The sequence below is a fragment of the Rhodanobacter sp. FW510-R10 genome (assembly GCF_058781105.1).
On record NZ_JBYSWL010000001.1, the window covers coordinates 529974 to 548731 of the forward strand.

At 68.2% G+C, this 18758-nt stretch carries 16 protein-coding genes and 2 pseudogenes; 11 read left to right on the plus strand and 7 right to left on the minus strand.

From position 1 onward, the window contains the following. Positions 1–90 precede the first annotated feature (90 nt). Complete coding sequence (locus tag AC3WJB_RS02120; protein ID WP_492678238.1) at positions 91–1299, minus strand: S8 family serine peptidase; 1209 nt, start codon at positions 1297–1299, stop codon at positions 91–93. 151 nt (positions 1300–1450) lie between these two features. Here AC3WJB_RS02120 and AC3WJB_RS02125 point away from each other — a divergent pair, with 151 nt between their 5' ends. Continuing rightward, entirely contained in the window at positions 1451–1942 is a 492-nt protein-coding gene (locus tag AC3WJB_RS02125) for an RNA polymerase sigma factor (RefSeq protein WP_492678240.1), read from the plus strand. Then, entirely contained in the window at positions 1939–2682 is a 744-nt protein-coding gene (locus AC3WJB_RS02130; protein ID WP_492678242.1) for an anti-sigma factor family protein, read from the plus strand. The genes AC3WJB_RS02125 and AC3WJB_RS02130 overlap by 4 nt, the downstream gene beginning before the upstream one ends. Before the next feature lie 55 nt (positions 2683–2737). Here AC3WJB_RS02130 and AC3WJB_RS02135 read toward each other — a convergent pair whose 3' ends face one another. Beyond that, positions 2738–3205, minus strand: a complete 468-nt coding sequence (locus tag AC3WJB_RS02135) for a nuclear transport factor 2 family protein (protein ID WP_492678244.1) — start codon at positions 3203–3205, stop codon at positions 2738–2740. Between the two features lie 87 nt (positions 3206–3292). Here AC3WJB_RS02135 and AC3WJB_RS02140 point away from each other — a divergent pair, with 87 nt between their 5' ends. Beyond that, the gene (locus AC3WJB_RS02140; protein WP_492678246.1) at positions 3293–3985 is read left to right on the plus strand and encodes a TetR/AcrR family transcriptional regulator; all 693 of its coding nucleotides are present in this window, start codon (positions 3293–3295) and stop codon (positions 3983–3985) included. A 58-nt stretch (positions 3986–4043) separates the two neighbouring features. Here the strand turns inward: AC3WJB_RS02140 and AC3WJB_RS02145 are convergent, their stop codons facing one another. Continuing rightward, entirely contained in the window at positions 4044–4733 is a 690-nt protein-coding gene (locus tag AC3WJB_RS02145) for a VIT1/CCC1 transporter family protein (protein ID WP_492678248.1), read from the minus strand. 105 nt (positions 4734–4838) lie between these two features. Between AC3WJB_RS02145 and AC3WJB_RS02150 the strand changes: the two are divergent. From AC3WJB_RS02150 to ubiA, 3 genes and pseudogenes are all read left to right on the plus strand, one after another. Further along, a pseudogene (locus tag AC3WJB_RS02150) lies at positions 4839–4982 on the plus strand (IS5/IS1182 family transposase); the annotation flags it as partial. Beyond that, positions 4955–5301, plus strand: a pseudogene (locus tag AC3WJB_RS02155) (transposase); the annotation flags it as partial. The pseudogenes AC3WJB_RS02150 and AC3WJB_RS02155, both read left to right, overlap by 28 nt. Positions 5302–5930: 629 nt before the next feature. Continuing rightward, complete coding sequence (gene ubiA, locus AC3WJB_RS02160) at positions 5931–6824, plus strand: 4-hydroxybenzoate octaprenyltransferase (protein WP_492683036.1); 894 nt, start codon at positions 5931–5933, stop codon at positions 6822–6824. A 3-nt stretch (positions 6825–6827) separates the two neighbouring features. Here ubiA and AC3WJB_RS02165 read toward each other — a convergent pair whose 3' ends face one another. Beyond that, a complete protein-coding gene (locus tag AC3WJB_RS02165) occupies positions 6828–7550 on the minus strand; it encodes a ComF family protein (protein ID WP_492683038.1) in 723 nt (240 codons plus the stop codon). Positions 7551–7783: 233 nt separating this feature from the next. Here AC3WJB_RS02165 and AC3WJB_RS02170 point away from each other — a divergent pair, with 233 nt between their 5' ends. The 3 genes from AC3WJB_RS02170 (at position 7784) to AC3WJB_RS02180 (ending at position 12690) form a co-directional block, all read left to right on the plus strand. Further along, the gene (locus AC3WJB_RS02170; protein ID WP_492678250.1) at positions 7784–9784 is read left to right on the plus strand and encodes a multicopper oxidase domain-containing protein; all 2001 of its coding nucleotides are present in this window, start codon (positions 7784–7786) and stop codon (positions 9782–9784) included. Between the two features lie 222 nt (positions 9785–10006). Then, entirely contained in the window at positions 10007–10888 is an 882-nt protein-coding gene (gene bioC, locus AC3WJB_RS02175; RefSeq protein WP_492678252.1) for a malonyl-ACP O-methyltransferase BioC, read from the plus strand. 146 nt (positions 10889–11034) lie between these two features. Continuing rightward, positions 11035–12690, plus strand: coding sequence for a S10 family peptidase (locus AC3WJB_RS02180; protein ID WP_492678254.1), 1656 nt, complete (start codon positions 11035–11037; stop codon positions 12688–12690). Between the two features lie 119 nt (positions 12691–12809). Here AC3WJB_RS02180 and AC3WJB_RS02185 read toward each other — a convergent pair whose 3' ends face one another. Together AC3WJB_RS02185 and AC3WJB_RS02190 are read right to left on the minus strand one after the other, a co-directional pair. Further along, a complete protein-coding gene (locus AC3WJB_RS02185) occupies positions 12810–14963 on the minus strand; it encodes a S9 family peptidase (RefSeq protein ID WP_492678256.1) in 2154 nt (717 codons plus the stop codon). Positions 14964–15063: 100 nt separating this feature from the next. Continuing rightward, the gene (locus AC3WJB_RS02190) at positions 15064–15660 is read right to left on the minus strand and encodes a DNA-3-methyladenine glycosylase I (protein WP_492678258.1); all 597 of its coding nucleotides are present in this window, start codon (positions 15658–15660) and stop codon (positions 15064–15066) included. A gap of 69 nt (positions 15661–15729) precedes the next feature. Here AC3WJB_RS02190 and AC3WJB_RS02195 point away from each other — a divergent pair, with 69 nt between their 5' ends. After that, positions 15730–16617, plus strand: a complete 888-nt coding sequence (locus AC3WJB_RS02195; RefSeq protein WP_492678260.1) for a DMT family transporter — start codon at positions 15730–15732, stop codon at positions 16615–16617. A 69-nt stretch (positions 16618–16686) separates the two neighbouring features. Next, a complete protein-coding gene (locus AC3WJB_RS02200) occupies positions 16687–17799 on the plus strand; it encodes a sterol desaturase family protein (RefSeq protein WP_492678262.1) in 1113 nt (370 codons plus the stop codon). A gap of 1 nt (position 17800) precedes the next feature. Here the strand turns inward: AC3WJB_RS02200 and AC3WJB_RS02205 are convergent, their stop codons facing one another. Beyond that, positions 17801–18757, minus strand: coding sequence for a pyridoxal-phosphate dependent enzyme (locus tag AC3WJB_RS02205; RefSeq protein WP_492683040.1), 957 nt, complete (start codon positions 18755–18757; stop codon positions 17801–17803). Position 18758 lies beyond the last annotated feature (1 nt).

Consider the following 18758-nt stretch of genomic DNA (forward strand, 5'->3'; position numbering starts at 1 on the left):
CCTGCCGGCGGCGAATCCGCGGCTTGCAGGGTCCATTACGTGCCGACCCCCAAGATCCTTCCGCGCCGCCCGGGCGCGGTTGGGAAGTGTTCAGTTTTCCGATGACAGCAAGCCATGACCGCAACGCGGGCCGAGCGCGCGGGCGTCGCCGACCAGGGATTGCATCACCTGCGCGGCGGCGCCCGGACGCGGCGCATCCAGCAGGCCGCTGGCCAGGTGCGCCACGATCGGCGAGGCGAACGAAGTGCCGCGCAGCAGGTTGCGGCCGTGACCGACCACGCCGGACGCGCAGAACGCCACCTGTTCGCCACTGGCCGCCTCCGGCAGCACGCGGTCGTGCGCGTCGACGCCGCTGACGCCGATCACGCCGGGATAGGCCGCCGGGAACAGCGGCGGCGCCGCGGGCCCGTCATTGCCGACTGCCGCGACCAGCACGTGGCCGTGCGCGATCATCGCCTGCACCGCGCGCGCAAGCACCGGGTTGTCGGGGCCGACCAGGCTGACGTTGATCACCGGCACGCCCGCGTCCGCCATCCATGCGAGCGCGTCGACCAGGCCAGAGGTGGTGCCGCCGACCGCGGCACCGCACCACAGGTCGGCGGCATACAAAATGTCGGGGCTGTCGGCGACCAGGCGCGCGGCGACCGCCGTGCCGTGCCGCGACGGGCTGGGCTTCGCGCAGCCGCGGCGTTCGATGCGCGCCCGCACCAGCGCGGGGTCGGTCGGGTCGACCCCGCCGTCGACCAATCCCACGCGGCGCCCGGGTGCGGTTGCCGCCGCAGGGTCCGGTGGCGTCGCAGCGGCCGTGCCGTTGCCCGCCGGCAGATAAAGGTGCTGATAGGCAAAGGCTGCATCGGGTGCTGCCTGCTGCAAGGCGCGCATGGCCGCCGCCGTGCCGCGGTGACGCGTGTCGTGCAAAACCGCCAGGTCCAGCCCCAACGACGTATCCGCTGCCGCGTCGGGCTCCACCTCGAAGCCCAGCGCACGCACGGCGTCGAGTGACGCACCCGCCAGGCCGGTGACCAGGAATTCACCGCGCAGGATCGGCGCGCCCTGCGGGTCCACGTCCACCTGGCGTGGCGCGCTGCGCAGCAGATTGCGGATCTGCAGCTTGCGGGTGAGTGTCTGCGTCTGCTGCAGCAGGTCGTCCACGCTGCGCAGGTCCGTCGTCGGCAACCCGATGGGCAGTGGCGTGGCGGGCAGCGGCAGGCTGCCGGGCAGGCGCTGCACCGGGCCAAGCAACTGGGCCGGTGCCGGCGTGGCATGGCCCAGCGCCAGCAGCGCGAGCAAGGCGGACACGCAGACAACGGAAACACGGCACGAAGGCATGACCGGGCACCTCGGGGACAACCGGACCGGATGCTAGCATTGCGGCGGTTTACCCTTCCGAACCGCGTCGCCGCGCACGCGGGAAGGAATCGGCCCCGCCAGACGTAATGGAAGGTGATGCGTGCATTCGAGCGACGCCGTGCGCGAAGGACTGATCCCGCTGCTGCCTCGCCTGCGCCGTCTCGCACGAGCGCTGGCGGGCCAGGTCGCCGATGCCGACGACCTGGTGCAGATCGTACTGGAGCGCGCGCTCGCCCGGGCCACGCAGTGGCGGCCGGATTTACCGCTGGACAAGTGGGTGTTCGCCATCGCGCGCAACGCCTGGCGCGACGAGCTGCGCGCACGTGGACGCACGGCGAACCTGTTCGCGCCCGAAGAAGCCGGCGAGACGGCGGCCGACCACACCGGCACGCAGCCGGCACGGCAACTGGAACTGGCCGCGGCATTGGCGACGCTGTCGGCCGACCAACGCGAGGTCGTGGCCCTGGTGCTGGTCGAAGGCCTTACCTACGATGAAGCCGCCGCGTTGCTGGAAGTGCCGGTGGGCACGGTCACCAGCCGCCTGGCACGGGCGCGCACCGCCTTGCAGGCGTTACTTGGAAACGACGCATGAACCCAATCGATGACGCAATCTTGCAGGCTTACGTGGACGGCAAACTCGACGCCGCAGCCCGCGCGCGCGTCGACGCCGCGCTGGCGCAGGACCCTGCGCAAGCTCGTCGCGTGCAGGAGCTGCAGGCCCTCAATACGCGACTGCGGGCCGCGTTCGATCCGGTGCTGAGCGAACCGGTGCCTGCGCACCTGACCGCCATGCTGCAGCCGCGCACCACGGTGGCTGCCACGCCCACGCCACTGGCCGGCTGGCGCCGCACGCACGCTGCCCGCCACCGCCGGCCACGCCGCTGGCTGCTGCCGGGAGCCGCGCTGGCGGCATCGGTGGCCCTGCTCGCCATCGGCCTGCGGTGGCATGCCGGCAGCGACCTGATACGCATGCAGAGCGGCGAAGCCTATGCCGCCGGCGCGCTCGCCCGCGCGCTCGACCAGTCGCTGGCAAGCGAGCCGGATGCGCACGCCCCCGTCGCCATCGGCCTGAGCTTCCGCGCAGCCGACGGCCACATCTGCCGCACCTTTACCGTGCGCACGCCGCCAGCGCGCGCCGGGCTGGCCTGCCACGCCGCAACGGGCTGGGCCTTACCCGCGATCGGTCCGGCGTCCCCGGCCGAAGGCGGCGAGCTGCGGCAAGCCGCCAGTGACCTGCCGCCCGCCGTGCAGGCTGCCGTCGACGCCCGGCTGCACGGCAACGTCTTCGATGCGCAGCAGGAACGCGCCGCGCGCGCGGCCGGGTGGCGATGAGGCGCCGACCGCCGCGACGCGCGGTGTGCCGCGCGATCGGCGGCCACGGGAAAACTCAGAACCCGAAATCACTCAGGCCGGGATGCCCGTCCGGGCGGCGCCCCAGCGGCCAGAAAAACTTGCGCTCGGCGTCGGCAATCGGCACGTCGTTGATGCTGGCATGCCGGCGCGCCAGGAGTCCATGCGCGTCGAACTCCCAGTTTTCGTTGCCGTAGCTCCTGAACCAATGCCCGGAGTCGTCGTGCCATTCGTAGGCGAAACGCACGGCGATACGCGGCCCGTCGAACGCCCACATCTCCTTGATCAGCCGGTAGTCGAGCTCCTTGTTCCACTTGCGCTGGAGAAATTCCAGCGCCGTCGCCCGATTGGTGACGAACTCGGCCCGGTTGCGCCAGGTGGTGTCCTCCGAATAGCCCAGCACGACGCGCTGCGGGTCGCGGGAGTTCCAGGCATCCTCGGCCAGGCGTACTTTCTGGATGGCGGTTTCGCGCGTAAACGGCGGCAGCGGTGATTTGTTTTCCAAGGTAATCTCCAGCTCAAGCGATGAGGTAGACAAGTCTGTCTACCCGGTACGCTAGTCCACCGCGGCAAACCTGTCTACACTGCTTACATGCCCAACTCGGCCCCACCCGAACTCGAGGCTCGCCCGGCACGCGAACGCATCCTGCTGGCCGCGCACACGCTGTTCTACCGCGAAGGCATCCGCGCCACCGGCGTCGACCGCGTGATCGCCGCGGCAGGAGTCGCCAAGCTCACGTTCTACCGCCACTTTCCCGGCAAGAACGACCTGGTGCTCGCCTACCTCGAGCGCCAGCACGACCACTGGATTGCCTGGTTCACCGCGGCGCTGGAGCGCCATCGCCCACGCCGCGGCAACCCACTCGCGGCACTCGCCCCCACCATCGCCGAATGGCTGGCCGATCCGCACTTTCGCGGCTGCGCCTTCCTCAACACGGTCACCGAGCTGGGGGCCACACTGCCGGCCGCCTCCGCCGCCTGCCGCCGCCACAAACAGGCGATGACCGCCATCATCGCCCGGTTGCTGCCGCCATCCCGTCAGCGCCAGCGCCAAGCCCACGCAATCGCCACCGCCATCGACGGCGTCGTGATGCATGCCCAATTCGAGCCGGACACCAGGGCACCACTGCAGGCCCTGCATGATCTGCTGCGACCGCTCCTTGTCGCGGCCGCGGGCGAAACCCCGGCGCCAGGTCGAAAAACAGTATCGAGACCGTCAACCAGGGTGATCGCAACCAAAGCCACTCAGGCACGTCGTACGCTCAAGGTGCGCGCCAAGAAGTGAACCTGGAACCGCTCTTCGCAACACGGGCCAGGCGCCGTGTGGATCAGGGCAGCGCCTCTTATGCTGGTGCCCCAAAGAGGGACCCAACTGCGGCAGTCAAGCCCATGGCCAGCGCGCCCCAGAATGAAACACGTAATACAGATGCGAGTATCGGGGCGTCGCCAGCACGGGCAGCCACCAGGCCCAACAATGCAAGGAAGAAGAGCGAGCCAACTCCCAGGCCCCACATCAGTGTGGCAGCAGGAAGAATCAAGACCGCCAGCAGGGGAAGTGCGGCACCAGCTGCGAAAGTTCCGGCAGAAGCGAGCGCCGCCTGGACTGGTTTGGCGGCCAACGTATCTGATATGCCAAGCTCGTCCCTGCTGTGCGCGCCAAGCGCGTCATGGGCCATGAGTTGGGTGGCAACGCTCGATGCCAGCGGCCTATCCAATCCGCGTCGGACATAGATCGATACCAACTCTTCATGCTCCTGCTCGGGATTGGCGGCCAATTCCTTGCCCTCCCGATCCAGATCCGCCCGCTCAGTGTCGGCCTGGGAGCTGACCGAAACATACTCGCCGGCGGCCATTGACATGGCGCCTGCGACAAGGCCGGCAATACCCGCAACGAGAATGGCTCTCGTGCTTGCGCCAGCTGCGGCTACTCCCAACACAAGGCTTGCAGTGGAAACGATCCCATCATTTGCCCCGAGAACGGCAGCGCGAAGCCAGCCTGTCCGATGAGTGCGGTGTCTTTCGCTGTGCCTCATACATCATCACCGAAAGATGGAAGACTCACGGCGGCGCCTAAGGATGCCCTGATCTATTCCCCATCCGAGGCATCATAACGACAAGTCCCAGGAAGCACATCCCCGTTGAAGCAGCGTTCGTTCGCGTCGTTGAGTTTCGATGCCAAGAAGAGGCCGACGCGCCGAGAGAGGTTTCTTGGCGAAATGGATAAGGTGGTGCCGTGGGCCGATCTGCTGGCACTGAACGTGATCCGGAGATGTGGCAGGCCAAGAAGGGCCAATAGTGGTACTTCGGGGCACACATCGGCGTCGACGTGGAATCGGGTCTGTACACACGGTGACGACGACCCCGGCCAACGTGGGCGACGTGACGGAGGTAGCCAAACTGCTGCATGGCAAGGAGAAGACGGTCTACGCCGATGCCGGCTATCAGGGAGCGGAGAAACGCGCGCCCAAACGGGGTCGTCCTTGGTACATCGGCGCCAAGCGCGGTGCGATCAAGGCGATGCCCGAGGGTGAACTGAAGGATGCTGTGAAGCACACCGAACACATGAAAGCCGCCGCACGTTCCAACGTGGAGCATCCGTACTACGCCCGTCCACTGCGCTTGCACGGCGCGACTGCGAACCGACAGCTTGCTTTGCACAACCGCGCGGCCGGTGCCCCAAGGCCGGAGCCGCTGACGCGGCAGGTCATCTGGCGCATTGGATTTCAGTCGCTTGAGAGCAAAAGCACTGGATGACCAGACATCTGTCTGTTGAAAAGCGCCTCCCGCTTTTGCGGGGATGACGGGTTGGATGGATCGGGCTTCCCCGGTGGCGGGCAGTCGCGCTGAATCACGTGGTGAGTCCGCTGGATCGCTGAGCGTCATGTGACGCCGCGCTCAACGGCGCTCCACGGCGGCCACGCTAAAATGCGCCTATGGCCGCTCCTCCCCGCAAACGTCAGCCGCGCAAGCGCGCACCCGCCAAGGCGCCTGCACCCGGCGAAAAGGACAAGGCCGACGCCAAGACCACGGTGGCAGGCGAAAAGGACAAGGCCAGCACCAAGACCACAGCGCCAAGCGCAAGGGGCAAGGCCAGCGCCAAGATCGCGGTGCGAGGCGCGAAGGCCAAGACCACTGCCAAGACCAAAGCCACAGGGAAAGCCAAAGCCGCGCGCGGCGCGGTACGCAAGGTGGCACCACGCCCAGCCGACAGTTCGACGCGGGCGACGCGCGTGCTCGGCTGGCTGCTGCGCAACGTGCCGGCGCGGCATCGCGAAAAGGCGCTGGATTACCTGGTGCTCACGCGCATGGATCGGCCGATCGGCGCGCTGCTGCTGCTGTGGCCGACCTGGTGGGCGCTGTGGCTGGCGGCGGGCGACTTCCCGCCGTGGAAGCTGCTGGCGATCTTCACCGTCGGCGTGTTCTCCATGCGCGCGGCGGGATGCGCGATCAACGACTACGCCGACCGTGCGCTCGATCCCCTGGTGCGGCGCACGGCCGGTCGGCCCATCGCCAGTGGCCGCGTCAAGCCACGCGAGGCCGTGACGATCTTTGCCGTGTTGCTGGGCGTTTCCTTCGTCCTGGTCTTGTTCACCAACAAGCTCACCATCCAATTGGCGTTTGTCGGGGCGGCGCTGGCGACGCTGTATCCCTTCAGCAAGCGCTATACCGACCTGCCGCAGGTGGTGCTGGGCGCGGCGTTCGGCTGGTCAATCCCGATGGCATTTGCCGCCGTGCTCGGCACCGTGCCGGCGCTGGGCTGGCTGCTCTTCATCGGCAACATCCTGTGGTCGGTGGTGTACGACACCGAATACGCGATGGTCGACCGCGAGGACGATCGCAAGGCGGGCACCCGCTCGACCGCCCTGCTCTTTGGCGATGCGGACGTACCGATCATCGCGGTGCTGATGGCGACGCTGCTTGCGACCCTGGCCCTGGTTGGCCAGCGCGCTGAACTGGGCTGGCCGTACTGGGCGGGCCTGCTGGTCGCGGCGGCCTTGTTCGGCTACCAGCTTCGGTTGATCCGCCACCGCGCGCGGGACGCCTGTTTCGCCGCGTTCCGCCACAACAACTGGCTGGGGCTCACGGTATGGGTGGGTATCGCGCTGGCGCTGGCCGTGGAATAGCGCCTAGGTACCGGGCGGTGGCGCACGGGCGAGCGCCCAGACGTCCACGCGCTGCACGCCGGATTGCTTCAGCACGCGCACGCATTCCGCCAGGGTCGCGCCGGTCGTCATCACGTCGTCGACCACGGCAACATGGTCCGGCAGGCGCATGCCGGGCGCGAGCGCAAATGCATGGCGCACGTTGCGCCGGCGGCTGGCTGCATCCAGCTCGCTTTGTGCCTGGGTGGCGCGCACGCGACGCAGCGCCTGCGCATGCAGAGGCAATCCGAACGCGCGCGCCAGCGGCTTGGCGAGTTCCAGCGCCTGGTTGAAGCCACGTCGGCGCAGCCGTCCATGGTGCAGCGGCACCGGCAGCAGGGCTTGCGGCAACGCTGACAAAGGCGGCTGCGGCTCACGTTGCCACAACCCGGCCAAGACCCGACCGGAGGCCAGATCGCCGGCAAACTTGTAGCGCGTCTCCAGCCGATCCAGCGGCCAGCCGTAGCGGAACGGTGCCCAGGCGGCATTCCATGCCGGAGGGTGCCGCAAACAGTGTCCGCAGCAGGCGGCGGCTGTCGGCAGCGGCAAGGCGCAACGCAAACAGCAGGAGATATTGCGCGGCATGTCGGCGGCGCAATCGGCGCACAGGTCCAGGCCGGGCGCGCCGACCGCGCCACAGAGCAGGCAATGCCACGGCAGCACGAAGTCGTGCACGCCACGCCAGCCGGCAACAACCCATCGAGGCATGCCAGGCATGACACTCGCCTCCGCATTTGCATTGCGGATCGAGCGTAACCCGTCGCCAGCGCGCCGGGCGCCGCAGCCCAACCGTGCTGCCGTGGGCGCGCCGAAGGCCGACGCCAGAATCGGACGCCACCGGCACGGTCGCACATCGATCGCGTCAAGCCCGTACACTTGCCGTTTCATTCACATCGCACCTGCCGCCACACCACGGTGCCATCTGCTCGACGAGGTTGCCAATGACCGAGACTGATAACGACACCGACAAGTACGTCGCCTCGACCTGGCCAGGCATTGCCGGCACCGCCCTGCGCGTGGCATTCGGCATCATCTGGGCCGTGAGCGCGGCACTCACCTGGACCGCGGACTTCGCCAGCCACTACGTGGGCTACCTGCACAACGCGGCCACCGGGCAACCGGCCTGGTCGGCGTGGTGGTTCGACATGTGGATCGGCCTGGTCACGCCGAACGTCGGCTTCTTCCTGTGGGCCACGCGGATCGCCGAAACCCTGCTGGCGCTGGCGCTGCTGCTGGGCTTCGCGCGCAAGATCACCTATATCGTCGGTATCCTCTTCAGCCTGCTGATCTGGAGCACCGCCGAGGGCTTTGGCGGCCCGTATTCGGTGGGCGCCAGCAACATCGGCGCCGCCATCAGCTACGTGCTGGTCTTTGCCGCGTTGATCGTCATCAACCTGCGCTCGGGCACCAGTCCCTACAGCCTCGATTACCTGATCGAGCGGCGCTGGCCCACCTGGCGCCGGTTTTCCGAATGGAACACCAGCGTGCCGCTGGAGGAGATCCGGCGCGTGTCCTGGCGCGTGCAGGGTCCGGCCCTGGCCGGCGTGCTGCTGCTGGTCGCCTTGCTGCTGGCCGGCCTGCACAGTGCCTTGAACGTGCGCTCTGCCAGCCCGGCTGCGGCCGCCGCGGCGGTGACGCCGCTGTCGCTGGCATCACCCGACCCGATCAAGCAGGCCCGCGATGCCCGCCTGCCGCCGGTGCAGGAAGGCGACAGCGTGGACGTGCACATTGAGTCCAGCGACAACACGGTGGAGATCGCCAGCGGCGTGCAGTACCAGGCCTGGACCTTCGGCAAGACCGTGCCCGGCCCGGTGATCCACGTCCGCCAGGGACAGACGGTGAACGTGACGTTCACCAACCGCGGCACGATGCAACATGCGTTGGATTTCCATTCCGCGATCACCCCGCCCAGCCTGCACTACGTGGACATCATGCCGGGCGAGTCGATCACCTATTCCTTCGTGGCCAAGGTACCTGGCGCGTTCCTCTATCACTGCGGTACCCCGCCCGTGCTGCTGCACATCGGCAACGGCATGTACGGCGCCATCATCGTCGATCCGGCCACGCCGCTGCCGCCAGCAGCCGAGAGCTACGTCCTGGTGCAGGGTGAGTGGTACACGCAACAGGTGGCCGGCACGCTGATGGCCGGCAACTACGAGAAGATGCAGGCGGTCCGTCCCGACGAAGTCGTCTTCAACGGCGCGGCCTTCCAGTACGTCGCCCACCCGCTCACCGCCAAGCCCGGCGACCTGGTGCGCCTGTACGTGGTCAACGCCGGCCCAAGCCTGTGGAGTGCGTTCCACGTCATTGGCGGGATCTTCGACAAGGTCTACCCCGGCGGCAACGCCGCGCAGGCTATCGATGGCGTCTCCACTTACAGCGTGGGTCCAGGCGAGGGTGCGGTGTTTGACCTGACGCTGGACGAGCCGGGCAATTATCCGTTCGTGGACCACTCCATGGCGCACGCCGTGCTCGGCGCGCAGGGAATCCTGAAAATCACGGCGCCAGGTGAGACGCTGGCCGCGCCGCCGGTCAGCAAGGCGCCTGCGGCGGAGTCGGCGGCCGCGACGCCGCCGCCGGCCGCAACCGGCCCGTACAAGTTCGACCCGACCCGCGGCGCCACGCTGTATGCCACCTACTGCTCGGCCTGCCACCAGCCCACCGGCACGGGCCTGCCCGGTGCGTTCCCCCCGCTCGTGAACAACAAGGCAGTGCTCGATGCCGATCCGGCCCAGCACCTCAGCGTGATCCTGCATGGCCTGCAGGGCCTGGCCATCGACGGGGTCAGCTACCCGAGCGCCATGCCGCCGTTTGCCGCGAGCCTCAACGATGCCGACATTGCCGACATCGCCAACCACGAGCGCACGTCCTGGGGCCACCAGGCCAAGCAGGTCACCGCCGACCAGGTGAAGGCGGCGCGCGCGGCGGCTCCGGCCCAATAAGCCCCCGGGATGGACCGGCCGGGCCTGATGCATGACAGGGCCCGGCCGGATCCACCCCGTATAATGGCCGGCCTGCCGCCGTTGTTTCCGTAGGAGCCCATGCATGGGCGATGCCCTTGTATCCCGAAAGAAGCCTTGCAACCGCATGGCCCGCCCCTGCGGTCGCCAGCGGGCTCCCACCACAGCAAGGCAGGCGGACGGCGGGCCCCGGGGCAACGCGGCATGAGCGAGTTCCTGCTTGACCTGCCCCAGGTGCGCCGCCGCGCGGGGCGCGCCGCCGCCACGGTGGAGAAACACGATGCGCTCGAGCGCGAGGTCGAAGCGCTGCTGCTCGACCGCCTGGGCTTCTACCTGCAGACACCTGGGCGCGTGGTCGATGTCGGGGCCGGCACCGGCCGTGGGACGGCAGCCCTCAAGAAGCGCTACCCGAAAGCGGAAGTCATCGCCATCGACACGGCCGTGCCGATGTTGCACGCGGCGCGCCATCACAGCAGCTGGCTGCGGCCATTCCTGCGCGTGGCTGCCGAAGCCACCACGCTGCCGCTGGCCGACGACAGTGTCGACATCCTGCATGCGAACCTGTGCTTCCAGTGGGTCAACGACCTGGCGGCGCTGTTTGCCGAATGCACGCGGGTGCTCAAGCCTGGCGGCTTCCTGGTGTTCTCCACGCTGGGCCCGGACACGCTCAAGGAGCTGCGCGCTGCCTGGGCCGAGGTGGACGAGGCTTCGCACGTCAGCCGCTTCCTGGACATGCACGACGTCGGCGACGCAGTGCTCGCGGCTGGCCTGCGCGACCCGGTGCTGGATGTCCAGTACATCACGCTGACCTACAGCCAGCCGCGCAAGCTGCTGGAGGAACTGCACGGGCTCGGCGCCACCCACGCCGACCAGGCCCGTCGGCGCACGCTCACCGGCAAGGCCCGCTACCGCAACATGCTGGCCGCCTATGCGGCAACCTGTACGGGCGGCCAGACGCCGGCGACCTGCGAGGTGGTTACTGCCCATGCCTGGGGTCCGCCGCCCGGCCAGGCCCGGCGCAGCGCCGGGGTGGAAATCGCCAGCTTCTCGGTCGACAGTTTGCGCGGCTCGCGCCGGAAGCGGTAACGTTCGCGGGTGCAGCGGCGGCATGCAGCCCGCCTATGACTTGTGGGGCATGAATCGGGGGCGCCGATCACGCACACTGGACCGCGTTTGCCGGCCGCCCCGCAGCGGCCGATTGTCTTTCGTCTCCATCCGCAAGGGGCCATCTCATGAATTCCAAGCGTATCCGCGTCACCCTCGGCGTCATGTTGTTGTGCGGGGCTTCCGCGCTGGCAGCCGCGCCGGCTGCCGCCCAATCCAGCGACCAGTCGGCCACGGCCAGTTCAGCGGGCTCCAGCGCCACGGCAGACCAGCTGGTACAGCAACTGCTGAAGCCGCTGGCGGCCACCACGCGTGGGACGGTCAACGTCGAGGGCAAGGCGGTCAGCTACGCCGCGGTCGCCGGCACCCTGGTGGTCAATGGCACCGGCAACGACGAGGCCACGCCGCAGGTGGCGATGGGCTACTTCGCCTATTTCAAGGACGGCGCGGATCGCAGCAAGCGCCCGATCACCTTCATTTACAACGGCGGCCCGGGCTCGTCCACGGTGTGGCTGCACATGGGTGCCTGGGGTCCGAAGCGGGTGGTCACCAACGACCACACGCACACGCCAGCCGCGCCGTACCAGCTGGTCAACAACGACTTCAGCCTGCTGGACGCCAGTGACCTGGTGTTCATCGACATGCCCGGCACCGGGTTTGGCCGCCTGTTGGCGCAAGGCAAGGATACGCAGGAGCGCGCCAAGAGCCACAAGGAACTCGCCGGCAAGATCTGGGGCGTCGATGCCGATGGCCAGGTCTTCGCCCGCTTCATCACCCAGTTCCTCTCCAAGTACAACCGCTGGAACTCGCCCAAGTACCTGTTTGGCGAAAGCTACGGCACCACGCGCTCGGCGGTGCTCGCAGCCGACCTGGAAATGCGCCACAACGTCGACTTGAACGGCGTCATCCTGCTTTCGCAGATCCTGAACTTCGGCACCAGCGTCGATGGCGCGGACATGAGCCCGGGCAATGACCTTCCCTATGTCCTGGCCCTGCCAACCTATGCGGCAACCGCCTGGTTCCACCACAAGTTGCCAAAGTACAACAAGGGCGGCCTGCGCCCGCTGCTCGAGGCGGTGAACAAGTTCGGCCGCGAGGAATACCAGCCGGCACTGTACGCCGGTGCCACGCTGAGCGACGCCAAGCGCAAGGAGATTGCCGGCAAGCTGCATGACTTCATCGGGCTGCCGGTGGACTACCTGCTGAAGGCCGACCTGCGCGTGACCGGCGGCATGTTCGAACACGAGCTGCAGATCGATGGCGATCTCGCCACCGGCCGCCTGGATACGCGCTTCTCCGGCCCCGTGATGGATCCCATGGGCAAGGAAACCGATTACGACCCGCAGTCGGCTGCGATCAGCGCGGCCTATGTCGGTGCGTTCAACGACTATGTGCGCACCGAACTCAAGTTCGGCGATGGCCTGCAGTACCGCCCGTCGGCCTATGGCGCCCAGGATTTCGACTGGAACACGAAGCACAAGGCACCCGGCGCACGCTACCCGTCGGAGGGCGCGCTCAACGTGATGCCCGACCTCGCCGCAGCGATGAAATACAACCCGAACCTGAAGGTGATGCTGCTGGGCGGCTTCTATGACCTGGCCACGCCGTACTACGCGGCCGTGTACGAACTCGAGCACCTGCAGATTCCGCAGTACCTGCGCCAGAACATCAGCTACGCGTTCTATCCCTCCGGGCACATGGTGTATGCGCACCTGCCCTCGCTCCAGGCGATGCACGACCACGTCGTCAAGTTCATCGAGGCCACCGATAACCAGAAGCGCTGAGCCAGCCTGCGCAACCGTCGTGGTCGGCGCCGCCCCTGGAGGGCGCCGACCACGGCTCATTCACCGCCGGGCAGCGGAGGCTGGAATGTGGTGGTCAGGCGCGACGTCGGGCGCAAGCCTCAGGGTTGGCCCACGCCAAGCTTGCGTTGCAGGAAGTCCACCGTGGCGCTGTCGGCGCGCAGCCATGACGCATGGCGCAGGAAGCCGTGGATCTCGTTGGGCAGGACCATCTGCTCGAACGGCACCCCGTGCTGGCGCAGCCGCGGCACCACGTCTTCCATCTGCGCGAAATGTACGTTGCGGTCGTCATCGCCCTGGATCAGCAGCACCGGCGATTTCCAGGTCGCAATCGCGGCATCCGGCGAGGATTCCCACGCGACTTTCAGGGCCTCCTGGTAATCGCCCTGTTCGTAGCGCGACCGGCTCTTCGCGGACCAGTCGCCGACGTCGCGCGACCAGTCATGCAGGCCATGCATGTCCACGCCGGCCTTGAAGATGTCCGAATCGCGGGCCAGGGCCAGGGCGGTCAGGTAGCCGCCGTAGGAACCGCCCCAGATGCCGATGCGCGCGGGATCGACGCCAGGCAACGCCTGCAGGAATTTCGCACCGGCGACCACGTCCTGGTATTCGGACGCGCCGGCGGGCCCGGCGTGCGGCGGACGATGGAACGCGTGCCCGTGGCCAATGCCGAGCCGGTAGTTCACCGACAGCACGGTGAAGCCGTGGGTGGCGAGGTACTGGTTGACCGCATAACTGTTGGAGTAATAGTCCATGTAGTGCCAGCCCAGCAGCATCTGCCGCGGCGGGCCGCCGTGCACGAAGATCACGCCGGGTTGACTGGCCTTGGCTCCGGGGCTGCGGAAGAGCTGGCCATGGATCGTCGTGCCGTCAGCCGCCGTGAACTCGACGGCGCGGGGGACCAGCAACTGCGCCGTGGGGAAATGCGTGGGCACCAGGTCCGCCTGCAGCACCCGCTGCCCGGCACCGTCGCCGCGCATCACGGCTACCAGCGGCGGCCGCTGCGCGCCGGCCTCGACATAGGCGATCGCGTCCGCGCCGGCGACGACGGGCACGGTCTGGATGCCGGTGCCGGAGGTCAGCGCCACCGGCCGCGCGCGATCCACCGGCACCTTGAACAGATGCCGACGGTCGAGGTCATCGCGGTCCGCCCCCGTGTTCGCGCTGTAGATCAACGCCCGCCCGTCGCGCGCCAACGCCACGTCCTCGACCATAAAGGTGCCCGGCGTCAGCAGCAGGGGCGTGCCGCCCGTCGTGGGAATCGAATACAGGTGCGGCCAGCCATCGAGATCGGCGAGGAAAACCAGGCGGCCGTCGCCAGCAGCCCAGTGCAGATTGGCACCGCCCGCCGTGCGCGGATACGAACCCAGCAGGGTGTCGGGACTTTGCCACACCGTCCTGGCCGCACCCGTACGGGCATCGGCCACCAGCAGCGACCACGGTTGCGGCACTTGCTGCAGCATGGGCTGCGGCGATCCACCCTTGCCGTGGCGCCGGGTGAAGGCCAGGCGCGTGCCGTCGGCCGACCAGCGCGGCATCTGGTCGATGCCGGTCGAAGGGTCGAGGTAAACGAGCGGCTGGTCCCCGGCGGCATAGACCCCGATGAAGGCGTGGTCGTCCCGGTCCGAAACGAAGGCCAGCCGTTTGCCGTCCGGCGACCACTGCAGGTCCCCATCCTTGCCGCGGTCGAAAAACAGGCGCTGCGCCTTGTCCTGGCCGTCCGTGGCCAGCGGCGCGGTCCAGACCTGATGGTCCTTGATGTAGGCCAGCCGGCCGGTCGAGGACAGCGCCGGCGCATCGCCCGCGGTGAGCGCCCGCGCCGTGCCGGCCTGGAGATCCACCACCCACAACATCACCTGCGGCCCGGCCGGCGACGAGGACGGGTCGGGCTGCAGCGGCTCCTCCCAGTTGGCGTCATGGTCGCCGCCGCGCACGAACACCAAGGCGTTGCCGTCCGGCGCAAACGTGAGCTGGGTGAGTTCCTGGCCGTCGTCCTGGGTGAAGCGGGTCACCTGGCGCGGTTTGAAGTCAGGGGCTTGCGCCATCCAAACATTGCGCACCCCGTCCAGGTCGACGACCCAGGCAATGCGATTGCCCGCACTTGCGGCGGACAAACCCAGCGGAAACGGATAGCCGAGGACCTGGTCCAGCGTGAACCCGGGAGTGGCGGACGGCTGCGCCGCCGGCCAAGCCAGCGCGATCGGGCAGCAGAGCAGCCACGACAGCGCGCACACCCATTGCCAACGTCGTTGCATCACGCACCTCCCCCAAAGCGAGTCCAACCCATGTTGCCGCACCAAGCCGGTCGCAGACAGTGCCGCCAGTCACGGCACCGCGGGCCGTTCGCAGGGCGGCTCAGGCGCGGGCGTGACGGAAACAGCCGACAAGGTGGTCGTCGACCATGCCGGTAGCCTGCATGAATGCATAGCAGATCGTGCCGCCGACGAAGCGCAGGCCACGCTTGCGCAAGTCCTTGCTCATGCGGTCGGACAATAGCGTGCTGGCCGGCACGTCGTCCGGGCGCTGCCAATGGTTGCGCCGGGGCCGGCGGTCGACGAACGACCACAGGTAGGCGTCCAGACTACCAAACTCGGCCACGATGTCCTGCGCGGCACGCGCATTGTCGCGGGCCGCAAACACCTTGAGGCGGTTGCGGATGATGCCGGGGTCGAGCAACGCGCGCTCCAGTTGGCGATCGGTCATGCGCGCCACGGCATCGATCTCGAACTGGTGGAACACGTCGCGGTAGCGCTCACGCTTGGCCAATACGGTGCGCCAAGACAAACCGGCCTGGGCGCCTTCCAACACCAGGAACTCGAACAAGCCCCGCTCGTCGTGCAGCGGCGTGCCCCATTCGCGGTCATGGTAGGCCTGCATCAGCGCGTCGCCGCCGGCCCACGGGCAACGCCGCGGCTCGGCGACGGTCGTGGACGGGTCAAGGAGGCTGGGCATGGGCGCATGATAGCGACTGGCGCCAATGCACACCGCTAGACTGGCACGTTTCGCCGCCCGTCTACTCCCATGCCATCCAATTTGTCCCGGCAACACGGCGCCGTCCTGGCGCTCGCGGTCACTGTCCTGATCTGGGCCTACAGCTGGGTGGTGATGAAGCAGGCGTTGGCCTATGCCGGCCCCTTGGATTTCGCCGCGCTGCGCTACCTCCTGGGCGCGGTGATCCTGTTTGCCGCCATGCTGGCGACGCGGCAGGCGCTGCGCCCACCACCCCTGGTGCCCACCATCCTCATCGGCCTGTGCCAGACCGCTGCCTTCCAGGGCCTGGAGCAATGGGCGCTGCTCAGCGGCGGCGCCGGCCGCGTGGCGCTGCTCGCCTACACCATGCCGTTCTGGGCCGTGCTGCTCGCGTGGTGGTGGCTGCGCGACCGGCCGTCGCCGCGGCAATGGGGTGGCTTGGCGCTGGCCGCCGGCGGACTGGTGTGCATCATCGAGCCGTGGCGCGGCACGGGCAGCGCGCTCAGCACCACGCTGGCCATCTGCGGCGGCCTGGCCTGGGCTTGCGGCACGGTGTTGACCAAGCGCCTGTTCCAGCGTCATGCGCCCGGGCTGCTCAACCTCACGGCGTGGCAGATGCTCATCGGCGGACTGGCGCTGGGCATCGCGGCGCTGGCCGTGCCGCAGCGCCAACTGGTGTGGAACCTGCCGTTGATGGCTGCGCTGGCCTACAGCGCCGTGCTGGCCTCGAGCGTGGCCTGGTGGCTGTGGAGCGTGGTGCTGGACCGCCTCTCGACCACGGTCGCCAGCGTGTCGAGCCTTGGCGTGCCGATCACGAGCGTGCTCCTGGCCTGGCTGATCCTGCGCGAGCAACCCTCGGCGATGGAGTTGGCCGGCATTGCCCTGGTCCTGTTCGCACTGCTGGCGGTCAGTGGCATCCGACTGCACCGCCAGGATTGATGCCCGGTTCAGCACTGGCGCCTGGCTCCGGCGATATGATCAGCCGATCGCTGAAGATGTGCCTGCGTCATGCTGTACTTGTCGTCATTCTGGTCCCATCTGGTCGACTGGCTGAGCAGCCACGCCGTCGTGCCGATGCTCGGCGCGCTGCACCTGGATGGACTGTCCGGCGACCCCAGGGACATCGCGGCGGCCCTGCTGATCGCGGCGCTGCAGGTCGGCATCATCGGCCTGGTCTTCCGCCCCCTGGAAGCCTGGTTCCCGGCCGAGCGCTGGGCCGACCGCAAGCTCACCCTGGTCGACCGCAACTACACCCTGCTGATGCTGCTCGGCATCTTTCCTGTGTTTACCTATCTGGTGCTCATGCCGTTCAGCCATCTGTTTGGCGGCGGCGGAGACGATGCCGGCAGCCCCGCTTCACCGTTCGCGCTGGTCAGCCTGGTGCCGTGGTTCCAGCAGCACCCGTACGCGCTGTTCGCCGCCTATTACGTGATCTACGACTTCGTGTACTACTGGATGCACCGCACCCAGCACGCGCTGCCATGGTGGTGGGCGCTGCACAGCATGCACCACAGCCAACGCCAGATGAGCTGCTGGACCAACGACCGCGGCAGCCTGGTCGATGGCTTCATCCAGTCGATGATCCTGGCCACGGTTGGCCTGGTGATCGGCGTGGACCCGGACGAGTTTGCCTGGCTCATGCTGCTCGGCGAGCTGGTGCAGAATTTTTCGCACACCAACGTCCGCCTCGGCTTTGGCCGGGTATTCGACCGGGTCCTGGTCGCGCCGAAATTCCACCGCCTGCACCACATGCTGCTCGACCCCGCGCGGCCCACCCTGCACAACTGCAATTTCGGCCAGGTGTTCTCGATCTGGGACGTGTTGTTTGGTACCGCGCTGTACGGCGAACCGGCTCGCCCGACCGGCGTCTCCGATCCCATGGTGGATGCCGACAACAACTACGGCCTGGTCGGCCTGCACTGGGTGGCGCTGCGGCGCTTCTGGGGCACGGTGTGGCGGCTCGACGGCTGGAAGCTGGGCGAAGTGTCGTTCGATGCCCACTTCCATCCGTTCCACGTCGACCACGCGCGGGACTCCGCGCCGAAGTCCTGCCCCGCCCCGGCTGTCGCCACGGACACACCCGGGCCGCTCAGTGCGGCAGCGCAGGCGACGCCGGTCTAAGTCAGCGCCAGGGCAGCGCGTCCAGATCGACGTTGCCGCCGGTCAGCACCACGCCGACGTGGTGGCCGGCAAACAGTTGCGGGGACTTGCGGATGGCCGCCAGCACGGTCGCGCTGGAGACCTCCACCACCAGTTTCAGTTCTTCCCAGAGCAGGCGCATGGCGGCCACGGCCTCCTCGTCGCTGACCGTGATGACGTCCACCTCGTGCTCGCGCAAGGCCTGCAGGTTGCGCTCGCCGACCAGGGCGCGCAGGCCGTCGCACACGGTATCCGGCACCAGCCCGGTGACGCGCGCGCCACGTGCCAGCGAGGCGGCCGTGTCCGATGCCCCGGCGGGCTCGGCCGCAAACAGCCGTATGGACGGCTCCAACGCATGGGCGGCGATGGCGACGCCGCTGGCCAGCCCGCCGCCGCCGACCGGGGTCACCAGCGTGTCCAGTCCAGGCACCTGCCCGAGCAGTTCCAGCGCGACCGTGCCTTGACCCGCCATGACCCGGGTGTCGGCATATGGGTGCACCAGCACCGCGCCGGTTTCGCGCTGGACCTGCGCGCACATGGCCTCACGCGCGGCCTGGGTCGGCGCACAGCGATGCAGTACCGCGCCGGCGCGCTGGATCGCATGCACTTTCGCCTGCACCGCGCCCTCGGGCACCACGATGTGCGCGGTGATGCCGCGGGTGGCGGCGGCCAATGCCAGCGCATTGCCGTGATTGCCGGAGGAATGCGTGACCACGCCGCGGGCGGCCTGCTCGCCGTCCAACGCCCACACGGCATTGCAGGCGCCCCGGAACTTGAACGCGCCACCGCGCTGCAGGTTTTCGCACTTGAACTCGAGCCGCGCCCCGCACAATGCATCGAGGGCGTCGTTGCGCAACACGGGCGTGACCACCGCGTGTGGCGCGATGCGCGCCGCCGCCTCCTGGATCTGTGCAAAATCGGGCAACGCGTCGTTTGTCATG